The sequence below is a fragment of the Streptomyces sp. NPDC058880 genome (genome assembly GCF_042742535.1).
In the GTDB taxonomy this organism is placed as follows: Bacteria; Actinomycetota; Actinomycetes; order Streptomycetales; family Streptomycetaceae; genus Streptomyces.
Window position 1 is genome coordinate 1 of the sequence record NZ_JBHYMC010000008.1, and the last position, 19,519, is coordinate 19,519.

The following is a 19,519-nucleotide window of genomic DNA, read 5'->3' on the forward strand; positions in this document are numbered from 1 at the left end:
GCACGGGCGGGGAACCCTGCGCGTGCGGCCCCGTGCTGTGTCCGGGGGCGGCCCGGATCAGCCCTTGCTGATCTCCCAGAAGCGGAAGACGGTGGAGGCGTCCAGGGACCACTGCAGGCCGTTCACGTTCTGGCGGGTGACGGCGTACTGCTTGCCCTGCCAGAGCGGGAGGATCGGGAGCTCGTCGGCGACGATGTCCTGGAGCCGGTCGTAGTCGGTGTTGGCCGCGGTGCGGTCGGACTTCGCGGAGGTCGACGGGATGATCGTCCCGGTGATCTCCTTGTTGTCGTAGTTGTTGTTGAGGACGTTGCCCGGGCCGAAGAACGGCTGGGTGAAGTTGTCCGCGTCCGGGTAGTCGGGGACCCAGCCCTTGACGTAGATCCCGTACTTGCCCGCCTGGATGTCCTTCTCGTACTGCTCGTACTCGACGGACTTGACGTCGGCCTCGAAGAGGCCGCTGTCGTTGAGCTGCTTGGCGATGACCTCGAACTGCTGGTCGGTGGAGGGGCCGTAGCGGGACGGGGTCGAGTACAGGGTGACCTTGACCTTGCCGTTGATGTTCGCGGCCTTGAGGACGGCCTTGGCCTTCTCGGGCTGCGGGGTGCCGCCGTAGCGGTCGAAGAACGGCGTCGTGTGGCCGGCGATGCCGGTCGGCACGATGGAGTAGAGCGCGGTGGCGGTGCCGGCGTAGACGTCCTTGACGAGGGCTTCGCGGTCCACGAGGTAGGCGATGGCCTTGCGGACGGGGAGCTTGCCGACGACCGGGTCGTTCACGTTGAAGACCATGTGCTCGACTTCGGCGCCGGTGCCCTGGACGACGTCGACCCTGTCGTCGCCGGTCTTGGTGGAGGCGAGGGCGGCGATGTCCTTGGCGGCGAGGCCGCGGAAGGCGAAGTCGACGTCCCCGTTCTCCAGGACGGTCTTGAGACCGGCCTGGTCGCCGTTGAAGAACTTCAGCGTGACGCCGGTGTTCTTGGCCTTGGCCTTGCCGGTGTAGGAGCCGTTGACCGAGAAGGTGGCGCTCTTGTCGCTGAAGGAGTCGAGCTTGTAGACGCCGGAGCCGACGGCCTTGTTGTCGGTGCGGAGCTTGTCGGCCGGGTACTCGCGGTGGTCGACGATGGAGCCCGCACCCGAGGCGATCTTGCTCGGGAAGGTGGCGTCGGAGTTCTTCAGGCGGAAGACGACGGTCTGGTCGTCGGGGGCGTCGATGCCGGCGATCGAGGCGAGCATGACGGCGGGGCCGTTCTCGTCGTTGATCTTCAGCGTGCGCTCGAAGGAGTACTTGACGTCCTTCGAGGTGAGCTCGTTGCCGTTGCTGAACTTCAGGTCGGGCTTGAGGGTGCACTTGAAGAGCTTGCTGTCGCCGCCCTCGAAGCCGCAGCTCTGCGCCGCGTCGGGCTCGGGGGTGGTGCCGCCCTTGGGGAAGCTGAGCAGCGACTGGAAGACGTTGTTGAAGAGCAGCCAGGAGCCCGGGTCGTAGCCGGACGCCGGGTCGGTGGACTTCACCTTGTCGGATATGCCCATGACCACGCCCTTGCCGCTGCCGGCATTGGAGCCATCGGTCGAACCGCAACCGCTGAGCAGCGCGGCAGCGGTGGCCGCGCCGAGCGGGGCCACCAGCCACTGGTTACGTCGATTCACGCGAACGTCCTTCACAGTCGAACTGTTTCGTTGCGCCGGCCCGCGACATCCGCTGCCGGTCTCTGCCTTGCTCAGCCGCTTACGCCGCGGCCGAGCTCCCACAACTGGAGGTCGGAGATGGCGTTGACCGACCACTCCACTCCGGTGATCCCGTCGCGCGCGGCGACGTACTGCTTGCCCTGCCACAGGGGCAGGACGGGTACGTCCTCGGCGACGATGTCCTGCATCTCCGTGATCGCGGGGGCGGCGACGTTACGGTCGACCGCGCGCCGGGATTCGGGGAGGAGCCTGGTGCGCACCGCGCTGTTGGCGTACGGCGTGCCCAGGAAGTTGTCCTGCTCCAGGAACGGGGCGAGGAAGTTGTCGGCGTCGGGGTAGTCGGGGAACCAGCCGAGCCCGTAGGCGGCGTGGTCGCCCTTCTTCTGCGCGGGGCGGAAGTCCGCCCACTCGCTGCCCTGGACGGTGATGTCGAACAGCTGGGTGGAGTTGAGCTGGGCCTTGAGGGCCTCGAACTCGGCCGCGGTGCCGTCGCCGTAGTGGTCGTTGGTGTAGTGCAGGGTCAGCTTGACCGGGGTCTTGATCCCGGCCTCCTTCAGCAGCGCGGCGGCCTTGGGCGTGTTGGCGTCGCCGTACTTGTTGTAGAAGGAGTTGACGTGGCCGGTCACGCTGGTGGGGACCAGCGAGTAGAGCGGCTGGGCGGACTTGCCGTAGACCTTGGAGATCAGCGCGCTGCGATCGACGGCGGCGGCGAGCGCCTGGCGCACGGCCTTGTCCTTGACGACGGGCGCGTCGGTGTTGAAGCCGAGGTAGCGGATCTCCAGGCCGGGCATCGGGACCAGCTTGACGCCCTTGGGCGGCTTGACGCTGAGCTCGGTGATCTGGGCGGGCGACAGGGTGCGGGAGACCATGTGGATCTTCCCGTCCGTGAGGGCCTTGCCCATGGCCTGGGAGTCGGGATAGGTGCGCAGCTCGACCTTGTCGTTCTGCAGCTTGATGTCGCCCTTGTAGCGGGGGTTCTTGCTGAAGACGGCACGGACGAGGCGGTTCTCCTTGACCTCGGCCTTCATGGTGTAGGGGCCGGAGCCGTCCACCACGAAGCCCTCGCGGAGCTTCTTGGCGTCGTAGTCCTTCTCGCTGACGATGCCGGCGGCGGGGGTGGAGAGCTTGAAGGGGAAGGTCGCGTCCGGGGTCTTCAGGTGGAACACGACGGTGTCCTCGCCCTTGACCTCGACGTTGTCGAGGGTGGAGAGCAGCGAGGAGGGGCCGTTCTCGTCCTTGATGGCGAGCACGCGGTCGATGGAGAACTTGACGTCCCGGGCGGTGAGCGGGTCCCCGCTGGCGAACGTGAGCCCGGGGCGCAGCGTGCAGCGGTAGCTCTCGTTGCGGGAGTCGGTGAAGCGGCAGGCGGAGGCCGCCTCGGGGACGGGCTGACCTCCACCGCGCGGGGTGTGCATGAGCGTCTGGACGGTCTGGCGCAGGATGTTCCAGGCGCCGGCGTCGTAGGCGTAGGCGGGGTCGAAGGGGGCGGGGGCGAACTCTGCGGCCTCGAACCGGTCGGTGGTCCCGACGACGATCGCCGCGGATCCTGCTCCTCCGCCGCTCGCGGTGCCGCATGCGGCCAGCGCGGGGGTGAGCAGTCCGGCCGCGGCCGTCAGCACCATGGTCTTGCGGTTCATGCTGGAAGTACTCCCTGTAACCGGCACTTGCTCAAAGCGGCGTGAAGGGCACTTCGCGGCGGTCGCCCGTTCTGGGCGGAACGATCGGGCCGGTGGTTGTGACGATCGGTCCACGCGGTCCGGCACAGGGGTGTGTGTCCGGGACGCGGCTGGGTGCGGCGCAGTGCCCGGATCGACACTAGTGGTCCAGGGCGGGATGGCTGGAACTGGCCGGACTTGATGCGTAATCGCACCGTGATCGGAGCGAACTGCCTGTTCACAGGCAGGGCTCCGCAGATTCGGTCAGGGGCTGATCAATGCGGACACATGGGAAGCCCAAAGGGCCCCCTGACAGGCCCGTCGAGGGTGTGGCGCGTGACCAAGGTCACCCTGCGCAACGGCCTCATAGGGGATGGAATTTCAGCCTCCAGGCCCCCCGACGGAAGATCCTTCCGTCGAGACGCAACCCAACGCCATTCCATTCGGCACGGAGCGTACTCAGAGGATTCCGGTGCGTGGTGACGCATGCCGATGTAGGTCACTGCATGCCGATGTGTCCCGTTGGGTGGCGGGCACCGGACCGGAGCCGGTCCGGGCGGCCGGACCGGCTCCGGTCGTCACTCTCAGTTCATGGGGGCGACGAGGGAGCGCAGGAATGCCAGGTCGACGTCCTCCAGCGAGCGGACGACCGTACGCCCCGGAGCCGGTTCGATCACGCCGACCGACGGGACGGCCACGACCTGGCAGCCGGCGGCCTCCGCGGCCGCCACACCGGTGCGGGTGTCCTCGATGACCGCGCAGCGTGAGGGGTGGGCACCCAGCGTGCGGGCCGCGAGCAGGTACGGGTCGGGGTGCGGCTTGGTGCGGGCGACTTCGTCGCCGGCGACCGTCATGGTGAAGCGGTCGCGGCCGAGGGTGAGCAGGACCTGGTCGATGACCCGGCGGTGGGAGGCGGAGACGAGGGCGGTGGGCACGTTGTGCCGGGCCAGTTCGGCCAGCAGCCGCTCGGCGCCCGGCATGAGCGGGACCCGGTCGGCGATGCGGGCCTCGAAGCGCTCGTTGAGCAGGACGCTCAGCTCGGCGACGGTGATGGCGGCGCCGGTGGCCTCGATCAGGAAGCCGGCACTCCGCGTCATCGGCCCGCCGACGACCTCGTCCCGCCAGGCATCCTCAAGCCGGTGCCCGAGCTCCCGGAAGACCTCCGCCTCGACCTCCCACCAGAAGCCCTCGGTGTCGACCAGGGTGCCGTCCATGTCGAGCAGCACCGCCTGCAGGGCCGAACCGTCGGCCGTGCGGGTGACCGGGGCGGGAACGGTGCTCGTCATGCGCGTGCCTCTCGGAAGGGACGAGAAAGCCGGTCGCCTCTTCCCGCGGGGGCACCCCCCGGGGAACAGGCGACCGGCCTGTATGGGACCGACAAGTGTACGTCGCCGGAGCTCAGCGTGCGTTGAAATACTTGGCTTCGGGGTGGTGAATCACGATGGCGTCCGTCGACTGCTCCGGGTGGAGCTGGAACTCCTCCGAGAGGTGGACGCCGATCCGCTCCGGCTGGAGGAGCTCGGCGATCTTCGCGCGGTCCTCCAGGTCGGGGCAGGCGCCGTAGCCGAGGGAGAAGCGGGCACCCCGGTATTTGAGGTCGAACATGTCCTCGACCTTCGCCGGGTCCTCCCCGCCGAATCCGAGCTCGGCGCGCACGCGGGCGTGCCAGTACTCGGCCATGGCCTCGGCGAGCTGGACGGACAGGCCGTGCAGCTCCAGGTACTCGCGGTAGGAGTCGGACTCGAACAGCCGGGCCGTTGCCTCGCCGATCTTCGAGCCGACCGTGACCACCTGGAGGCCGACGACGTCGGTCTCGCCGGACTCCTCCGGGCGGAAGAAGTCCGCGAGGCACAGGCGGCGGCCGCGGCGCTGGCGCGGGAAGGTGAAGCGGGTCCGCTCGTTGCCGGCGTCGTCGAGGATGATCAGGTCCTCGCCCTTGGAGACGCAGGGGAAGTAACCGTAGACGACGGCCGCCTCCAGCAGGTTCTCGGTGTGCAGCTTCTCCAGCAGGCCGCGCAGCCGCGGGCGGCCCTCGTTCTCGACGAGCTCCTCGTACGTGGCGCCGCCGGCGCGGGCCTGCTTGAGGCCCCACTGGCCCTTGAAGAGGGCGCCCTCGTCCAGCCAGGAGGCGTAGTCCTTGAGCGGGATGCCCTTGACCACTCGGGTGCCCCAGAAGGGCGGGGCGGGCACCGGGTTGTCGACGGCCACGTCGGAACGGCCGCCGGGCTCCTCCGGCTCCTCGACCTGGAGCGCGGGGGTGTCCCGCTTGGCGACGCGGCGCTGCTTCAGCTCGGGCAGGGTGGCGCCGGGCACGCCGCGCTTGACGGCGATGAGGGCGTCCATGAGGCGCAGGCCCTCGAAGGCGTCGCGGGCGTAGCGGACCTCGCCCTCGTAGATCTCGTGGAGGTCCTGCTCGACGTAGGCGCGGGTGAGGGCGGCGCCGCCGAGGATCACCGGGTAGTCGGCGGCCAGCTTGCGCTGGTTCAGCTCCTCCAGGTTCTCCTTCATGATCACGGTGGACTTCACGAGCAGGCCGGACATGCCGATGACGTCGGCCTTGTGCTCCTGGGCGGCTTCCAGGATCGCGGAGACGGGCTGCTTGATGCCGATGTTGACGACGTTGTAGCCATTGTTGGTCAGGATGATGTCGACGAGGTTCTTGCCGATGTCGTGGACGTCGCCGCGGACGGTGGCGAGGACGATCGTGCCCTTGCCCTCGTCGTCCGTCTTCTCCATGTGCGGTTCCAGGTAGGCCACCGCCGACTTCATCACCTCGGCGGACTGCAGGACGAAGGGGAGCTGCATCTGGCCGGAGCCGAAGAGCTCGCCGACGACCTTCATGCCCTCCAGGAGGGTGTCGTTGACGATGTCGAGCGCGGGGCGGGTTCGGAGGGCCTCGTCCAGGTCGGCCTCCAGGCCGTTCTTCTCGCCGTCGATGATCCGCCGCTGCAGGCGCTCCTCCAGGGGCAGCGCGAGGAGTTCCTCGGCGCGGCCCGCCTTGAGGGACTTGGTGTTGACGCCCTCGAAGAGGGCCATCAGCTTCTGCAGCGGGTCGTAGCCCTCGGTGCGACGGTCGTAGATCAGGTCGAGGGCGGTGGAGACCTGCTCCTCGTCGAACCGGGCGATCGGCAGGATCTTCGACGCGTGGACGATGGCGGAGTCGAGGCCGGCCTTGACGCACTCGTCGAGGAAGACGGAGTTCAGCAGGACGCGGGCGGCCGGGTTCAGGCCGAAGGAGATGTTCGACAGGCCCAGGGTGGTCTGGACGTCGGGGTGGCGGCGCTTGAGCTCGCGGATCGACTCGATCGTGGCGATGCCGTCGCGGCGGGACTCCTCCTGGCCGGTGCAGATGGTGAAGGTCAGCGTGTCGATGAGGATGTCCGACTCGCGGATGCCCCAGTTCGCCGTCAGATCCTCGATGAGGCGTTCGGCGATGGCCACCTTGTGCTCGACGGTGCGGGCCTGGCCCTCCTCGTCGATGGTCAGCGCGATGAGCGCGGCGCCGTGCTCCTGGGCCAGCCGGGTGACCTTGGCGAAGCGGGACTCGGGGCCGTCGCCGTCCTCGTAGTTCACCGAGTTGATGACCGCGCGGCCGCCGAGCTTCTCCAGGCCCGCCTTGATCACCGGCACCTCGGTGGAGTCCAGGACGACCGGCAGGGTGGAGGCGGTGGCGAAGCGGCCGGCGAGCTCCTCCATGTCGGCGACGCCGTCGCGGCCGACGTAGTCCACGCAGAGGTCGAGCATGTGCGCGCCCTCGCGGATCTGGTCGCGGGCCATCTCGACGCAGTCGTCCCAGCGGGCCTCCAGCATGGCCTCGCGGAACTTCTTGGAGCCGTTGGCGTTGGTGCGCTCGCCGATCGCCATGTACGAGGTGTCCTGACGGAAGGACACGGTCTGGTAGAGCGAGGCGGCACCGGGCTCGGGCCGCGGATCGCGCGGGACGACCGCCGTGCCGCGGACCCGCTGCACGACCTGGCGCAGGTGCTCGGGGGTGGTGCCGCAGCAGCCGCCGACCAGGGACAGGCCGTACTCGCGGACGAAGGTCTCCTGGGCGTCGGCGAGCTCGGGAGCGGTCAGCGGGTAGTGCGCGCCCTCCTTGGTCAGGACGGGCAGACCGGCGTTGGGCATGCAGGAGAGCGGGATGCGGGCGTTGCGCGCGAGGTAGCGCAGGTGCTCGCTCATCTCGGCGGGGCCGGTGGCGCAGTTCAGGCCGATCATGTCGATGCCGAGCGGCTCCAGCGCGGTCAGGGCCGCGCCGATCTCGGAGCCCAGCAGCATGGTGCCGGTGGTCTCGACGGTGACGGAGCAGATCAGCGGGACCGTGACGCCGAGCGCCTCCATGGCCCGGCGGGCGCCGATGATGGAGGACTTGGTCTGCAGGAGGTCCTGGGTGGTCTCGACGAGCAGTGCGTCGGCACCGCCGGCGAGCAGGCCCTCGGCGTTGGTCTGGTAGGCGTCGCGGATCTGCGCGTAGGTGATGTGGCCGAGCGTGGGCAGCTTGGTGCCGGGGCCCATGGAACCGAGCACCCAGCGCTGCTGTCCGGTGGAGGCGGTGAAGGAGTCGGCGGCCTCGCGGGCGATGCGTGCGCCGGCCTCCGAGAGCTCGAAGTTGCGTTCGGCGATGTCGTACTCGGCGAGGGCCGCGTAGTTCGCACCGAAGGTGTTGGTCTCGACGCAGTCCACGCCCACCGAGAAGTACGCCTCGTGCACCGTGCGGACGATGTCGGGACGGGTGATGTTGAGGACCTCGTTGCAGCCTTCGAGCTGCTGGAAGTCCTCCAGGGTGGGGTCCTGCGCCTGGAGCATCGTCCCCATGGCTCCGTCGGCGACGACCACGCGGGTCGCGAGCGCCTCCCGGAGGGCGTCGGCCCTGGTCTGGGTGGCGGCGGGCGGGTTCGGCAACGAGGCCATGGAGTGCTCCCTGGGATGCGACGGCTGTCGGCTTTGCGCCCCCGCTGTGTCAGGGGCGCACGCGGCCAGGGTAACCGCGAGGCACCGGCCCCGGTGCGGGTGTCCCACGTGGCGGACTGCATTCTGTGGCGGGAACGTGGCGCGGATGTCCCGGTGACCGTACGGCGAACAGATCTCCGACGGTGCGCAAGGTCGACATCGACCGATACTGTTCAGCATTGTCGAACCACGTCAAGATGGTCAGTAGTAACGAAGGTCAGCAGGAGGCTGCGCGATGGCACGGAACATCCAGTCGCTCGAACGAGCCGCTGCGATGCTGCGACTCCTGGCGGGCGGCGAACGCCGGCTGGGCCTCTCCGACGTGGCCTCATCGCTGGGCCTGGCCAAGGGAACGGCCCACGGCATCCTGCGCACCCTCCAGGCGGAGGGCTTCGTGGAGCAGGACCCGGCCTCCGGCCGCTACCAGCTGGGCGCGGAGCTGCTGCGCCTGGGCAACAGCTACCTCGACGTCCACGAGCTGCGCGCCCGCGCCCTGGTGTGGACGGACGACCTGGCCCGGGCGAGCGGCGAGAGCGTGTACGTCGGCGTGCTCCACCAGAGCGGGGTGCTGATCATGCACCACGTGTTCCGGCCCGACGACAGCCGCCAGGTGCTGGAGGTCGGGGCCATGCAGCCGCTGCACTCCACCGCCCTGGGCAAGGTGCTGTCGGCGTACGACCCGGTCGCGCACACCCAGGCGCTGGAGGTGGAGCGCGACGCGTTCACCCCCCGCACCGTCACCGACGCCATCGGCTTCGAGGAGGTCCTGGGCCTGACCCGGGCGCGCGGATGGGCCGCGGACGTCGAGGAGACGTGGGAGGGGGTCGCCTCGGTAGCGGCGCCGATCCATGACCGGCGCCGCATGCCCGTGGGCGCGGTGGCGGTGGCGGGCGCCGTGGAGCGGGTCTGCGGCGAGGGCGGCGAGCCCCGCGCGGCCCTGGTGGCCTCGGTGCGCGACTGTGCGCGCGCGGTTTCACGCGATCTCGGCGCAGGCCGGTTCTGACCTCCCTTTAGCAGGCTTCGGCCACCACCTGGCCCTCTTATGCCCATTTTTCGCCACATCCCGACCTTCGAATGGCTGGATTTGGCTGATCGCACCTACGGGTAACGATCCGACACATTGGCCCGACCGACCCTTGACGCGTTCTTCACCTGGGCGGAAAACTGCCGTTCATCGGTCGGCATTGTCGAACACCTACCGGCAATACGCGCTAGGATGCGACAAGGCCAAGGACCGGTGCAGCACTCACCGAGTGCGCGGAACCACCGGAGGGACCCGGTGTCCGCCCACCCCTGGACGTACGTAAGGAGTCGCGGGTGTCCAGCTCCGACATCTTCATCGGCGAGACCATCGGTACCGCCCTGCTCACCCTGCTCGGTGGCGGCGTCTGCGCCGCCGTGACGCTCAAGAGCTCCAAGGCCCGCAATGCGGGCTGGCTCGCGATCACCTTCGGCTGGGGCTTCGCCGTCCTCATCGCGGCCTACGTGTCCGCACCGCTCTCCGGTGCGCACCTCAACCCGGCGGTCACCGTCGGCCTCGCCGTCAAGACCGGCGAGTGGGGCGACACCCCCGTCTACTTCGCCGGCCAGCTGCTGGGCGCCATGCTCGGCGCGGTCCTGATGTGGATCACCTACTACGGCCAGTTCCGCGTGCACCTCGCCGACCCCGAGCACATCCGCGACGCCAAGCTCGGCCCGGAGGACCCGCACCCGCACGACGTGGCCGGCCCCGTGCTCGGCATCTTCTCCACGGGCCCCGAGATCCGCAACGTCGTGCAGAACCTCACGACCGAGATCATCGGCACCGCCGTCCTGGTCCTGGCGATCCTGACCCAGGGCCTCCAGGACGACGGCAAGGGCCTCGGCGTCATAGGCGTCCTGATCACGTCCTTCGTGGTCGTCGGCATCGGCCTCTCCCTGGGCGGCCCGACCGGCTACGCCATCAACCCGGTCCGCGACCTCGGCCCCCGCATCGTCCACGCCCTGCTGCCGCTCCCCAACAAGGGCGGCTCCGACTGGGGATACTCCTGGATCCCGGTGGTCGGCCCGCTCGCCGGTGCCGCACTCGCCGGCGGTCTCTACAACATCGCGTTCGCCTGATCAGCACATGCCGCGCTCGTAAGATCCGCACCGCACTCCTGATTCCGCCTACTCACCAGACCTGCCAGGAGCAGCCATCATGACCAGCAGCACCGGCCCCTTCATCGCCGCGATCGACCAGGGCACCACCTCCTCTCGCTGCATCGTCTTCGACCGCGACGGCCGGATCGTCGCCGTCGACCAGAAGGAGCACGAGCAGATCTTCCCGAAGCCGGGCTGGGTGGAGCACGACGCCACCGAGATCTGGACCAACGTCCAGGAGGTCGTCGCCGGCGCCATCGCCAAGGCCGAGATCACCTCCGCCGACGTCAAGGCGATCGGCATCACCAACCAGCGCGAGACCACCGTCCTGTGGGACAAGAACACCGGTGAGCCGGTCCACAACGCGCTCGTGTGGCAGGACACCCGCACCGACGCCCTGTGCAAGGAGCTCGGCCGCAACGTCGGCCAGGACCGCTTCCGCCGCGAGACCGGCCTGCCGCTGGCGAGCTACTTCGCGGGTCCGAAGGTCCGCTGGCTGCTCGACAACGTCGAGGGCCTGCGCGAGCGCGCCGAGGCAGGCGACATCCTCTTCGGCACCATGGACTCCTGGGTCATCTGGAACCTCACCGGTGGCGCCCAGGGCGGTGCGCACGTCACGGACGTCACCAACGCCTCGCGCACCATGCTGATGAACCTGCACACCCTGGCCTGGGACGAGAAGATCGCGGAGTCGATGGGCGTCCCGCTCAACGTGCTCCCCGAGATCAAGTCCTCCGCCGAGGTCTACGGCCACGTCAAGGAGGGCGTCCTCGCCGGTGTCCCGGTCGCCTCGGCGCTCGGCGACCAGCAGGCCGCGCTGTTCGGCCAGACCTGCTTCGCCGAGGGCGAGGCCAAGTCCACCTACGGCACCGGCACGTTCATGCTCATGAACACCGGCGACAAGATCATCAACTCCTACAGCGGCCTGCTGACCACGGTCGGCTACCAGATCGGCGACCAGAAGCCGGTCTACGCCCTGGAGGGCTCCATCGCCGTCACCGGCTCGCTCGTCCAGTGGATGCGCGACCAGATGGGCCTGATCAAGTCCGCGGCCGAGATCGAGACCCTGGCCCTCTCCGTGGAGGACAACGGCGGCGCCTACTTCGTGCCGGCCTTCTCCGGCCTGTTCGCCCCGTACTGGCGCTCCGACGCCCGTGGTGTGATCGCCGGCCTCACCCGGTACGTCACCAAGGCGCACATCGCCCGTGCCGTCCTGGAGGCCACCGCCTGGCAGACCCGTGAGATCACCGACGCCATGACCAAGGACTCGGGCGTCGAGCTCGCGGCCCTGAAGGTCGACGGCGGCATGACCTCCAACAACTTGCTGATGCAGACGCTCTCGGACTTCCTGGACGCCCCGGTGGTGCGCCCGATGGTCGCCGAGACGACCTGCCTCGGCGCCGCCTACGCCGCCGGCCTGGCCGTCGGCTTCTGGCCCGACACCGACGCCCTGCGCGCCAACTGGCGCCGGGCGGCGGAGTGGACCCCGCGGATGCCCGCCGAGCAGCGGGAGCGCGAGTACAAGAGCTGGCTCAAGGCCGTCGAGCGGTCCATGGGCTGGGTCGACGACGAAGACGCCAGCTGATCCGCACCAGCTGAGTCAATCGACGAGGAGCGATAAGAGACATGAGCACCCTGCAGAGCGTCCCCGCACTGGGTACGCACCCGACCGCCGGCGCGAACGCGAGCCGTGCCGAGACCCGCGAGCAGCTGGCGAAGGCCACGTACGACCTGCTGGTCATCGGCGGTGGAATCCTGGGCACCTCGGTGGCCTGGCACGCCGCGCAGTCGGGGCTGCGGGTTGCCATGGTGGACGCCGGCGACTTCGCCGGCGCCACCTCCTCGGCCTCCTCCAAGCTGGTCCACGGCGGCCTGCGCTACCTGCAGACCGGCGCGGTCAAGCTGGTCGCGGAGAACCACCACGAGCGGCGGGTGCTGGCCAAGGACGTGGCCCCGCACCTGGTCAACCCGCTCACCTTCTACCTGCCGGTCTACAAGGGCGGCCCGGTGGGTGCGGCCAAGCTGGGCGCGGGCGTCTTCGCCTACTCCGCCCTCTCGGCCTTCGGCGACGGCATGGGCAAGGTCATATCCCCGGCCCGTGCCGTCGCCGACAACCCCGGCCTGAAGACCGACAACCTCAAGGCCGTCGCGGTCTACTACGACCACCAGATGAACGACTCCCGCGTCGCCGTCATGACGGTGCGCGCGGCCGTCGAGTCGGGCGCGGTCGTCCTCAACCACGCCGAGGTCACCGGCCTGCGCAAGACGCAGGGCCGGGTCACCGGCGCCGAGCTCAAGGACCGCCTGGACGGCACCGAGTTCGGGATCGACGCGCGCGTGGTGCTGAACGCCACCGGCCCGTGGGTGGATCACCTGCGGCGCATGGAGGACAAGCACTCGATGCCGTCGATCCGCCTCTCCAAGGGCGCGCACATCGTCATGAAGCGCAAGTCGCCGTGGAAGGCCGCCATGGCCACCCCGATCGACAAGTACCGCATCACCTTCGCCCTCCCCTGGGAGGACCAGCTGCTGCTCGGCACCACCGACGAGGTGTACGAGGGCGACCCGGCGGACGTGCGCGCCACCGAGTCCGACATCCAGCAGATCCTGGACGAGGCGGCCTTCTCGGTGAAGGACGCCGACCTCGACCGCTCGCTGATGACCTACGCCTTCGCGGGCCTGCGCGTGCTGCCCGGCGGCCCCGGCGGCGTCGAGAAGGCCAAGCGCGAGACCGTCGTCTCCGAGGGCGCGGGCGGCATGCTGTCGGTCGCCGGCGGCAAGTGGACCACGTACCGCCACATCGGCCGGGTCGTCATGGACAAGCTCGCAAAGCTCCCGGGCAGCCCGCTGACCGAGGACATGGAGCCCGTGAAGTCCCTGGTGCGCCGGATCGCGCTGCCGGGTGTCGCCAACCCGAACGCGGTCGCGCACCGGCTGCTGGTGGACCGTGAGCCCGGCACCCGGATGGACCCGCTGACCGCGCGCCACCTGGCCTCGCACTACGGCTCCCTGGCCTTCGACATCGCACGCCTCGCGAACGATGACCCGGCGCTGGCCGAGCGGATCCACCCGGACGGTCCGGAGATCTGGGCGCAGGTCGCCTACGCCCGCGACCACGAGTGGGCCGAGACGGTCGACGACGTGCTGCGCCGCCGTACGACGGTGACCATCCGCGGCCTGGACGACGACTCCGTCAAGGCCCGGGTCGAGGAGATGCTGGCCCGCAAGGCATAGCTCTCCCGCAGGTGGGGAAGAGGGGCGGTTCCGAGGGGAACCGCCCCTCTGTCGTGGGCTGTGGCGGGTGTCCCGTCAAGGCTTAGGCTGACCCACGTACGCAAGGAACTTGGGAAGGAGACCTGGGTGATCGAGCTTGAGGGCGTGCCCGAGCTGATCGACCCGGTCATGGTGGCCGCGTTCGAGGGCTGGAACGACGCGGGAGACGCGGCCTCCGGTGCGGTCGCACACCTGGACCGGGAGTGGAAGGGCGAGGTCTTCGCGGCTCTGGACGCCGAGGACTACTACGACTTCCAGGTCAACCGGCCGACGGTGTGGCTGGACAACGGGGTACGGAAGATCACGTGGCCGACGACCCGGCTCTCGGTGGTGCGGATCGGCGGGGCCAAGCCGCGCGACCTGGTGCTGGTGCGCGGCATCGAACCGTCCATGCGGTGGCGGTCGTTCTGCAACGAGATCCTCGGCTTCGCGCACGAGCTGGGCGTCGAGATGGTGGTCATCCTCGGGGCGCTCCTCGGGGACACCCCGCACACCCGGCCGGTGCCGGTGAGCGGGGTCACCTCGGACGCGGACCTGGCGCGGACCATGGACCTGGAGGAGACCAAGTACGAGGGCCCCACGGGCATCGTGGGCATCCTCCAGGAGGCCTGTACGCACGCGGGGGTGCCGGCGGTGTCGCTGTGGGCCGCGGTGCCGCACTACGTGTCGCAGCCGCCGAACCCGAAGGCGACGCTGGCCCTCCTGAACCGGCTGGAGGACCTGATCGACATCAGGATCCCGCTGGGCGAGCTCCCGGAGGACGCCCGCGCGTGGCAGCTGGGCGTGGACCAACTGGCCGCCGAGGACAGCGAGGTGGCGGAGTACGTGCAGAGCCTGGAGGAGGCGCGGGACACCGCCGACCTGCCGGAGGCCTCGGGCGACGCGATCGCACGGGAGTTCGAGAGGTACCTGCGGCGACGGGACCCCGCGGCGGGCCCGGCCACGGAGCCTGGCGACGGCTCGTACCTGCGGGACACGAGCGGGGGTCCGCCCCGTCCCCCGAAGCGCAGGCCGGACACCTCCGGGGAGGATCCGGAGCCGCCGGCCGGCCCGTCCGCCGGCGGGGACGAGACGCCGGACGCGTGATCGGCGGGGCGGGGTGCGGGGCCGCCGCCGTGCGGAGCCGCCCCCTCCCCGCCCTCCACCGGGTCCCGGCGGCGCCGGGACCCGCGGACAGCGCGATGCCCCCGGCCGGGACCGGGGGCATCGGCGGGCTTGGCCGCGAAGGCTACAGGGCCACGCCCAGGAGGGCGTCTACGGTCCGGGAGACCAGGCCGGGGGCCGACGCATCGTCGCCGTCGGTGGCGTTCTGCAGCTCCACCCAGCGGTCTACGGCGGCCAGGGCCGCGGGGGCGTCCAGGTCGTTCGCAAGGGCCTCGCGGACCTCTTCGAGGACCGCGTCCGCGGGGATGCCGTCCGGCCGGGACACCGCCGCGCGCCACCGCTCCAGCCGGGCCACGGCCTCGTCGAGGACTGCGTCGGTCCACTCCCAGTCCGCCCGGTAGTGGTGCGAGAGCAGGGCCAGGCGGATCGCCGCCGGGTCCACCCCGGCCCGGCGCAGCGCCGAGACGAAGACGAGGTTGCCCTTCGACTTCGACATCTTCTGGCCGTGCAGGGCGACCATGCCGGCGTGGACGTACGCCTTGGCCATCGGGAACTCGCCCGTCAGCGCCTGGGCGTGCGAGGCACCCATCTCGTGGTGCGGGAAGGCCAGGTCGGAGCCGCCGCCCTGGATGTCGAAGCCCATGCCCAGGTGTTCCAGGGCGATCGCGACGCACTCGATGTGCCAGCCGGGCCGGCCGCGGCCCAGCGAGCCGCCGTCCCAGCTCGGCTCGCCCGGACGCGCCGCCATCCACAGCATCGGGTCCAGCGGGTTCTTCTTGCCCGCGCGGTCGGGGTCGCCGCCCCGCTCCGCCGAAAGGAGCCGCATCGCCTCGGCGTCGAGGTGGGAGACACCGCCGAAGTGCGGGTCGGCCTCCACCGAGAAGTAGATGTCGCCCTCCAGCTCGTACGCGGCTCCCGCGTCCCGCAGCCGCTCGACCAGCGGCACGATGCCGGGTATGGCCTCGACGGCTCCGATGTAGTGCTGCGGCGGCAGCATCCTGAGGGCCGTCATGTCCTCGCGGAAGAGCGCGGTCTCACGCTCGGCCAGCTCGGTCCAGTCGTGGCCGTCGCGCAGCGCCCGCTCCAAGAGCGGGTCGTCCACGTCCGTGACGTTCTGGACGTAGTGGACCTGCCGCTTGGTGTCGAGCCACACGCGCTGCACGAGGTCGAACGCGTTGTAGGTCGCCGCGTGACCGATGTGGGTCGCGTCGTACGGGGTGATGCCGCAGACGTAGATGCGGGCGACGGGACCGGGGGCGAGGGTGATCGTCCCCTGGGTCGCGGTGTCGTGGATCTGGAGGTCGCGGCCCTTGCCGGGAAGGGCGGGGACCTCAGAAGCGGGCCAGGCATGCATGTGTCGAGCCTAACCGGACGGATGTTCCGGAAACGAACTGGACCTGCACTGTTGTCTTGATCAGCACTCTTGCGGTGCGGCCGGTTCTGTGCGTGTCGCCATGGCCGGTTCAGACCGGTGGCCACGGGATCGCCGGCCACTGCCCGGACGGCTGCGGGTGCTTCCCGGTGCGCAGCAGGTGCGCCACCCGGGCCCGTACGGCGGCCAGCTCGGGCTCCGTGATCAGTTCGGCCAGCCGGGTGGCGAGCGGCGCTCCCTCGGCCAGTTCCGCGGTCAGCACGGCGAGGGCCTGGCGGGCCTCGTCCGTCAGCGGCTCCCCCGCCCAGCCCCACAGCAGGGTGCGCAGCTTGTCCTCGGTGTGGAAGGTCACGCCGTGGTCGATGGCGTAGATCCGTCCGTCGGGGGCCGGCAGCAGGTGCCCGCCCTTGCGGTCGCCGTTGTTGATCACGGCGTCGAGGACGGCGAGCCGGCGCAGCCGCGGGTCGTCGGCGTGGACGAGCAGGGCGGTACGGCCTTCGCCGACGTCGGCGAAGGCCACGGGCTTCCACCCCTCGCCGGCCTCCTCGCCCTCGACGAGCGCGAGGAGCTCTTCCTGCGGGGAGGCCTCCTGCGGCCGCCGGGACTCGATCCACTGCTGGACCATGCCCTCGCCGTAGGGGCCGTCCCGCAGCACGGTGGCGGGCACCAGCCCCCATCCGGTGGCTTCGGAGACCAGATAGGCCGCGACCTCCCGCTGGGCGAGGTTCCCGTCGGGGAAGTCCCACAGCGGGCGCTCCCCCTTGACCGGCTTGTAGACGCAGTCGGCGCTCACCCCGTCGTACGTGACGGTGCACAGCAGGACGGCGTTGGACGCCTCGCGGATCCGGCCGACGACGGTCAGCTCGCCCCTGGCGAGCAGTTCCTCCATGTGCCCCCGCCCGTGCTCCCGCATGTCCCCCTGACCCGTCACGCCTGGCGCCGGTAGCCGTTCTGGCGCGGGCACACGTGCCCCTCCGGGTCCAGCGGCAGACTGCACAGCGGACACGGCGGGCGGCCGGCGTTGACCACGTCCAGGGCGCGTTTGGCGAAGGCGCGGGCCTGGGCGCCGGTGAGGCGGACCCGCAGCATCGGCGGGCCGTTCTCCTCGTCCTGGAGCAGCCGCTCCTCCGCCTCGGCGAGGTCCTCGTCGGACTCGGCGTCGAGCTCCACCAGGGCCTGGGCCTCGACGATCATCCGCTGCTCCTCGCCGTCCCAGGCCAGGGCCATGGTGCCGACGCGGAACTCCTCCTCGACGGGGACGTCCAGCGGGGCGGTGTCGGCGGCCTCCGCGGGGGCCATGGCCGGGACCGGGGCGTTTCCGCCGGTGCGCCGCACGACCTCGTCCAGCAGCTCGTCCATCCGCTCGGCCAGTGCGGCGACCTGGGTCTTCTCCAGGGAGACACTGGTGACGCGGGGGCCGGAGGAGGCCTGCAGGAAGAACGTACGGCGTCCCGGCAAGCCGACCGTGCCGGCCACGAAGCGGTCCGGCGGGTCGTAGAGGAACACCTGACGGGGCACGTCCAGTCTCCAAGTCTCGGCGGCGGGGGCGGGTATGCGCCCTTGTGTGAGCCCGTCCACCCTACTGCGCCGGGCGATCACGCCGCGCCCGCGCCGCCCCCCACGACGGCGTTCCCGGAGTCTTCGGCGTCCTTGTCGGAGGCGACCGGTTCCGGTGCGGCCGGGCGCCGCACGAGGGAGCCGAGGTCCCCGGTGTCGCCGAGCCGGAACACGAACGGGCGGGTCGGCGTGTAGCGGATCGCCGTCACCGAGCAGGGATCGACGTGGATGCGCTGGAAGAGGTCCAGGTGCATGCCCAGGGCGTCCGCGACGAGGGACTTGATGATGTCGCCGTGCGAGCACATCAGGAAGACGGCGTCACCGCCCTCCCGCTCCTCGATCCGGGCGTTCCACTCCCGTACGGCGTCCACGGCGCGCGCCTGCATGGCCCGCATGGACTCCCCGCCGGGGAAGGCGGCCGCCGAAGGGTGCTGTTGCACGATCTTCATCAGCGGTTCCTCGGAGAGTTCCGAGAGTTTGCGTCCGGACCAGTCGCCGTAGTGGCACTCGCCGATCCGCTCGTCGGTGTGGAGTTCCAGCTCTGGCCGGGCGGCCAGCAGGGGTGCCAGGGTCTCCCGGCAGCGCTGCAGCGGGCTGGTGACGGCGGCGGCGAGGGGCACGCCCGCCAACCGTCCGGGGAGCGCGGCTGCCTGCTCGGCGCCCCGCTCGTCGAGGGCCACGCCGGGAGTCCACCCGGCGAGCAGCCCTGCGGTGTTGGCGGTGGACCGCCCGTGTCGTACGAGGATCAGCGTGGCCATGGGGGCCAGCGTAGGCGCTGCCGGACGGGTGCGGGCCCGTCGGCGGCGGGGGAGAATGTTCGGCGTGATTGTCGACTGCGCGATCTACCGGGACGGTCGCCGCGCCGAGGGTCCCCAGGACTTCTCGGACGCTCTGGACCAAGCCCGGACGAGCGGTGACGCCTTCCTGTGGATCGGCACGTACGAGCCGACGGAAGCGGAGTTCGATCACGTCCGCCGGGAGTTCGGCCTGCACCCGCTGGCGGTGGAGGACGCCCTCAAGGCCCACCAGCGCCCCAAGCTGGAGGTGTACGACGACTCGCTGTTCGTGGTGCTGAAGCCGGTGCTGTACGACGAGGCGACCGACACCGTGTCCGCGGGCGAACTGATGCTGTTCATCGGCGACTGCTTCGTCGTCACGGTCCGGCACGGCGAGGGGGCCCCGCTGACCGCCGTGCGCCACCGGCTGGAGCATGAGCCGGACGTACTGCGGCACGGCCCGACGGCCGTGCTGTACGCGGTCGCCGACGCGGTGGTGGACCACTACATCGAGGTGGCGGCCGAACTCCAGTCGGACCTGGAGGAGCTGGAGGCTGAGGTCTTCACCCCGAACGCCCCGGACACCAGGAACACGGCCGCCCGGATCTACGGTTTCAAGCGGCAGGTGCTGGAGTTCCGGCGGGCGACGAACCCGCTGCTGGCGCCGATGGAACGGCTGGCCTTCGGCGAGGTGCCCTTCGTCCACGAACGCGCCCGGCCGTTCTTCCGCGACGTCGCCGACCACCTCACCAAGGCGAGCGAGTACATCGAGGGCCTGGACCGGCTGCTGTCGGACGCGCTGGCCGCGCACCTCGCCCAGACGGGTCTGCGGCAGAACGACGACGTGCGGAAGATCTCGGCCTGGGCGGCGATCGCGGCCGTCCCGACGATGGTCGCCGGGATCTACGGGATGAACTTCGCCCACATGCCCGAGCTGCGCCAGTGGTGGGGCTATCCGGCGGTGCTGGCCCTCATGGCGGGCGCCTGCCTCGGCTTGCACCGGATGTTCCGGCGCCGGGGCTGGCTGTAGG

The 19,519-nt window shown here is 70.4% G+C and carries 14 protein-coding genes; 6 read left to right on the forward strand and 8 right to left on the reverse strand.

Annotated features, from left to right (window positions below; translation table 11 throughout):
• Nucleotides 1-57: 57 nt before the first annotated feature.
• The 4 genes from ACFW2G_RS06910 to metH all read right to left on the reverse strand — a co-directional run bounded on the left by ACFW2G_RS06910 (nt 58) and on the right by metH (nt 8,246).
• Nucleotides 58-1,641: an ABC transporter substrate-binding protein gene (locus ACFW2G_RS06910; protein ID WP_037925786.1), complete on the reverse strand. Its 1,584-nt coding sequence runs from the start codon at nt 1,639-1,641 to the stop codon at nt 58-60.
• A 71-nt stretch (nt 1,642-1,712) separates the two neighbouring features.
• On the reverse strand, nt 1,713-3,317 hold the full coding sequence (locus ACFW2G_RS06915; RefSeq protein WP_037925783.1) for an ABC transporter substrate-binding protein: 1,605 nt from the start codon (nt 3,315-3,317) through the stop codon (nt 1,713-1,715).
• Between the two features lie 602 nt (nt 3,318-3,919).
• Complete coding sequence (locus ACFW2G_RS06920) at nt 3,920-4,621, reverse strand: HAD family phosphatase (protein WP_037925781.1); 702 nt, start codon at nt 4,619-4,621, stop codon at nt 3,920-3,922.
• Between the two features lie 112 nt (nt 4,622-4,733).
• Entirely contained in the window at nt 4,734-8,246 is a 3,513-nt protein-coding gene (gene metH / locus ACFW2G_RS06925; protein ID WP_037925779.1) for a methionine synthase, read from the reverse strand.
• A gap of 274 nt (nt 8,247-8,520) precedes the next feature.
• Here metH and ACFW2G_RS06930 point away from each other — a divergent pair, with 274 nt between their 5' ends.
• The 5 genes from ACFW2G_RS06930 (at nt 8,521) to ACFW2G_RS06950 (ending at nt 14,765) form a co-directional block, all read left to right on the forward strand.
• On the forward strand, nt 8,521-9,288 hold the full coding sequence (locus ACFW2G_RS06930; protein WP_384447009.1) for an IclR family transcriptional regulator: 768 nt from the start codon (nt 8,521-8,523) through the stop codon (nt 9,286-9,288).
• A gap of 314 nt (nt 9,289-9,602) precedes the next feature.
• The gene (locus tag ACFW2G_RS06935) at nt 9,603-10,385 is read left to right on the forward strand and encodes an MIP/aquaporin family protein (protein ID WP_384447007.1); all 783 of its coding nucleotides are present in this window, start codon (nt 9,603-9,605) and stop codon (nt 10,383-10,385) included.
• A gap of 79 nt (nt 10,386-10,464) precedes the next feature.
• On the forward strand, nt 10,465-11,991 hold the full coding sequence (glpK, locus tag ACFW2G_RS06940) for a glycerol kinase GlpK (RefSeq protein WP_037925773.1): 1,527 nt from the start codon (nt 10,465-10,467) through the stop codon (nt 11,989-11,991).
• A 41-nt stretch (nt 11,992-12,032) separates the two neighbouring features.
• Entirely contained in the window at nt 12,033-13,640 is a 1,608-nt protein-coding gene (locus ACFW2G_RS06945) for an FAD-dependent oxidoreductase (RefSeq protein ID WP_384447005.1), read from the forward strand.
• 126 nt (nt 13,641-13,766) lie between these two features.
• Nucleotides 13,767-14,765 (forward strand): PAC2 family protein, encoded by a 999-nt coding sequence (locus ACFW2G_RS06950; protein WP_384580504.1) that lies wholly within the window; start codon nt 13,767-13,769, stop codon nt 14,763-14,765.
• A 142-nt stretch (nt 14,766-14,907) separates the two neighbouring features.
• Here ACFW2G_RS06950 and mshC read toward each other — a convergent pair whose 3' ends face one another.
• From mshC to ACFW2G_RS06970, 4 genes are all read right to left on the reverse strand, one after another.
• Complete coding sequence (gene mshC, locus ACFW2G_RS06955) at nt 14,908-16,137, reverse strand: cysteine--1-D-myo-inosityl 2-amino-2-deoxy-alpha-D-glucopyranoside ligase (RefSeq protein WP_037925768.1); 1,230 nt, start codon at nt 16,135-16,137, stop codon at nt 14,908-14,910.
• A 109-nt stretch (nt 16,138-16,246) separates the two neighbouring features.
• Nucleotides 16,247-17,068, reverse strand: coding sequence for an SCO1664 family protein (locus ACFW2G_RS06960; RefSeq protein ID WP_384580576.1), 822 nt, complete (start codon nt 17,066-17,068; stop codon nt 16,247-16,249).
• Nucleotides 17,069-17,082: 14 nt separating this feature from the next.
• Nucleotides 17,083-17,673 (reverse strand): DUF3090 domain-containing protein, encoded by a 591-nt coding sequence (locus tag ACFW2G_RS06965; RefSeq protein WP_037925764.1) that lies wholly within the window; start codon nt 17,671-17,673, stop codon nt 17,083-17,085.
• A gap of 77 nt (nt 17,674-17,750) precedes the next feature.
• On the reverse strand, nt 17,751-18,470 hold the full coding sequence (locus ACFW2G_RS06970) for a histidine phosphatase family protein (protein WP_037925762.1): 720 nt from the start codon (nt 18,468-18,470) through the stop codon (nt 17,751-17,753).
• Between the two features lie 55 nt (nt 18,471-18,525).
• Between ACFW2G_RS06970 and ACFW2G_RS06975 the strand changes: the two genes are divergently transcribed.
• Nucleotides 18,526-19,518: a magnesium and cobalt transport protein CorA gene (locus ACFW2G_RS06975; RefSeq protein ID WP_384580506.1), complete on the forward strand. Its 993-nt coding sequence runs from the start codon at nt 18,526-18,528 to the stop codon at nt 19,516-19,518.
• The last annotated feature ends 1 nt before the right edge of the window (nt 19,519 follow it).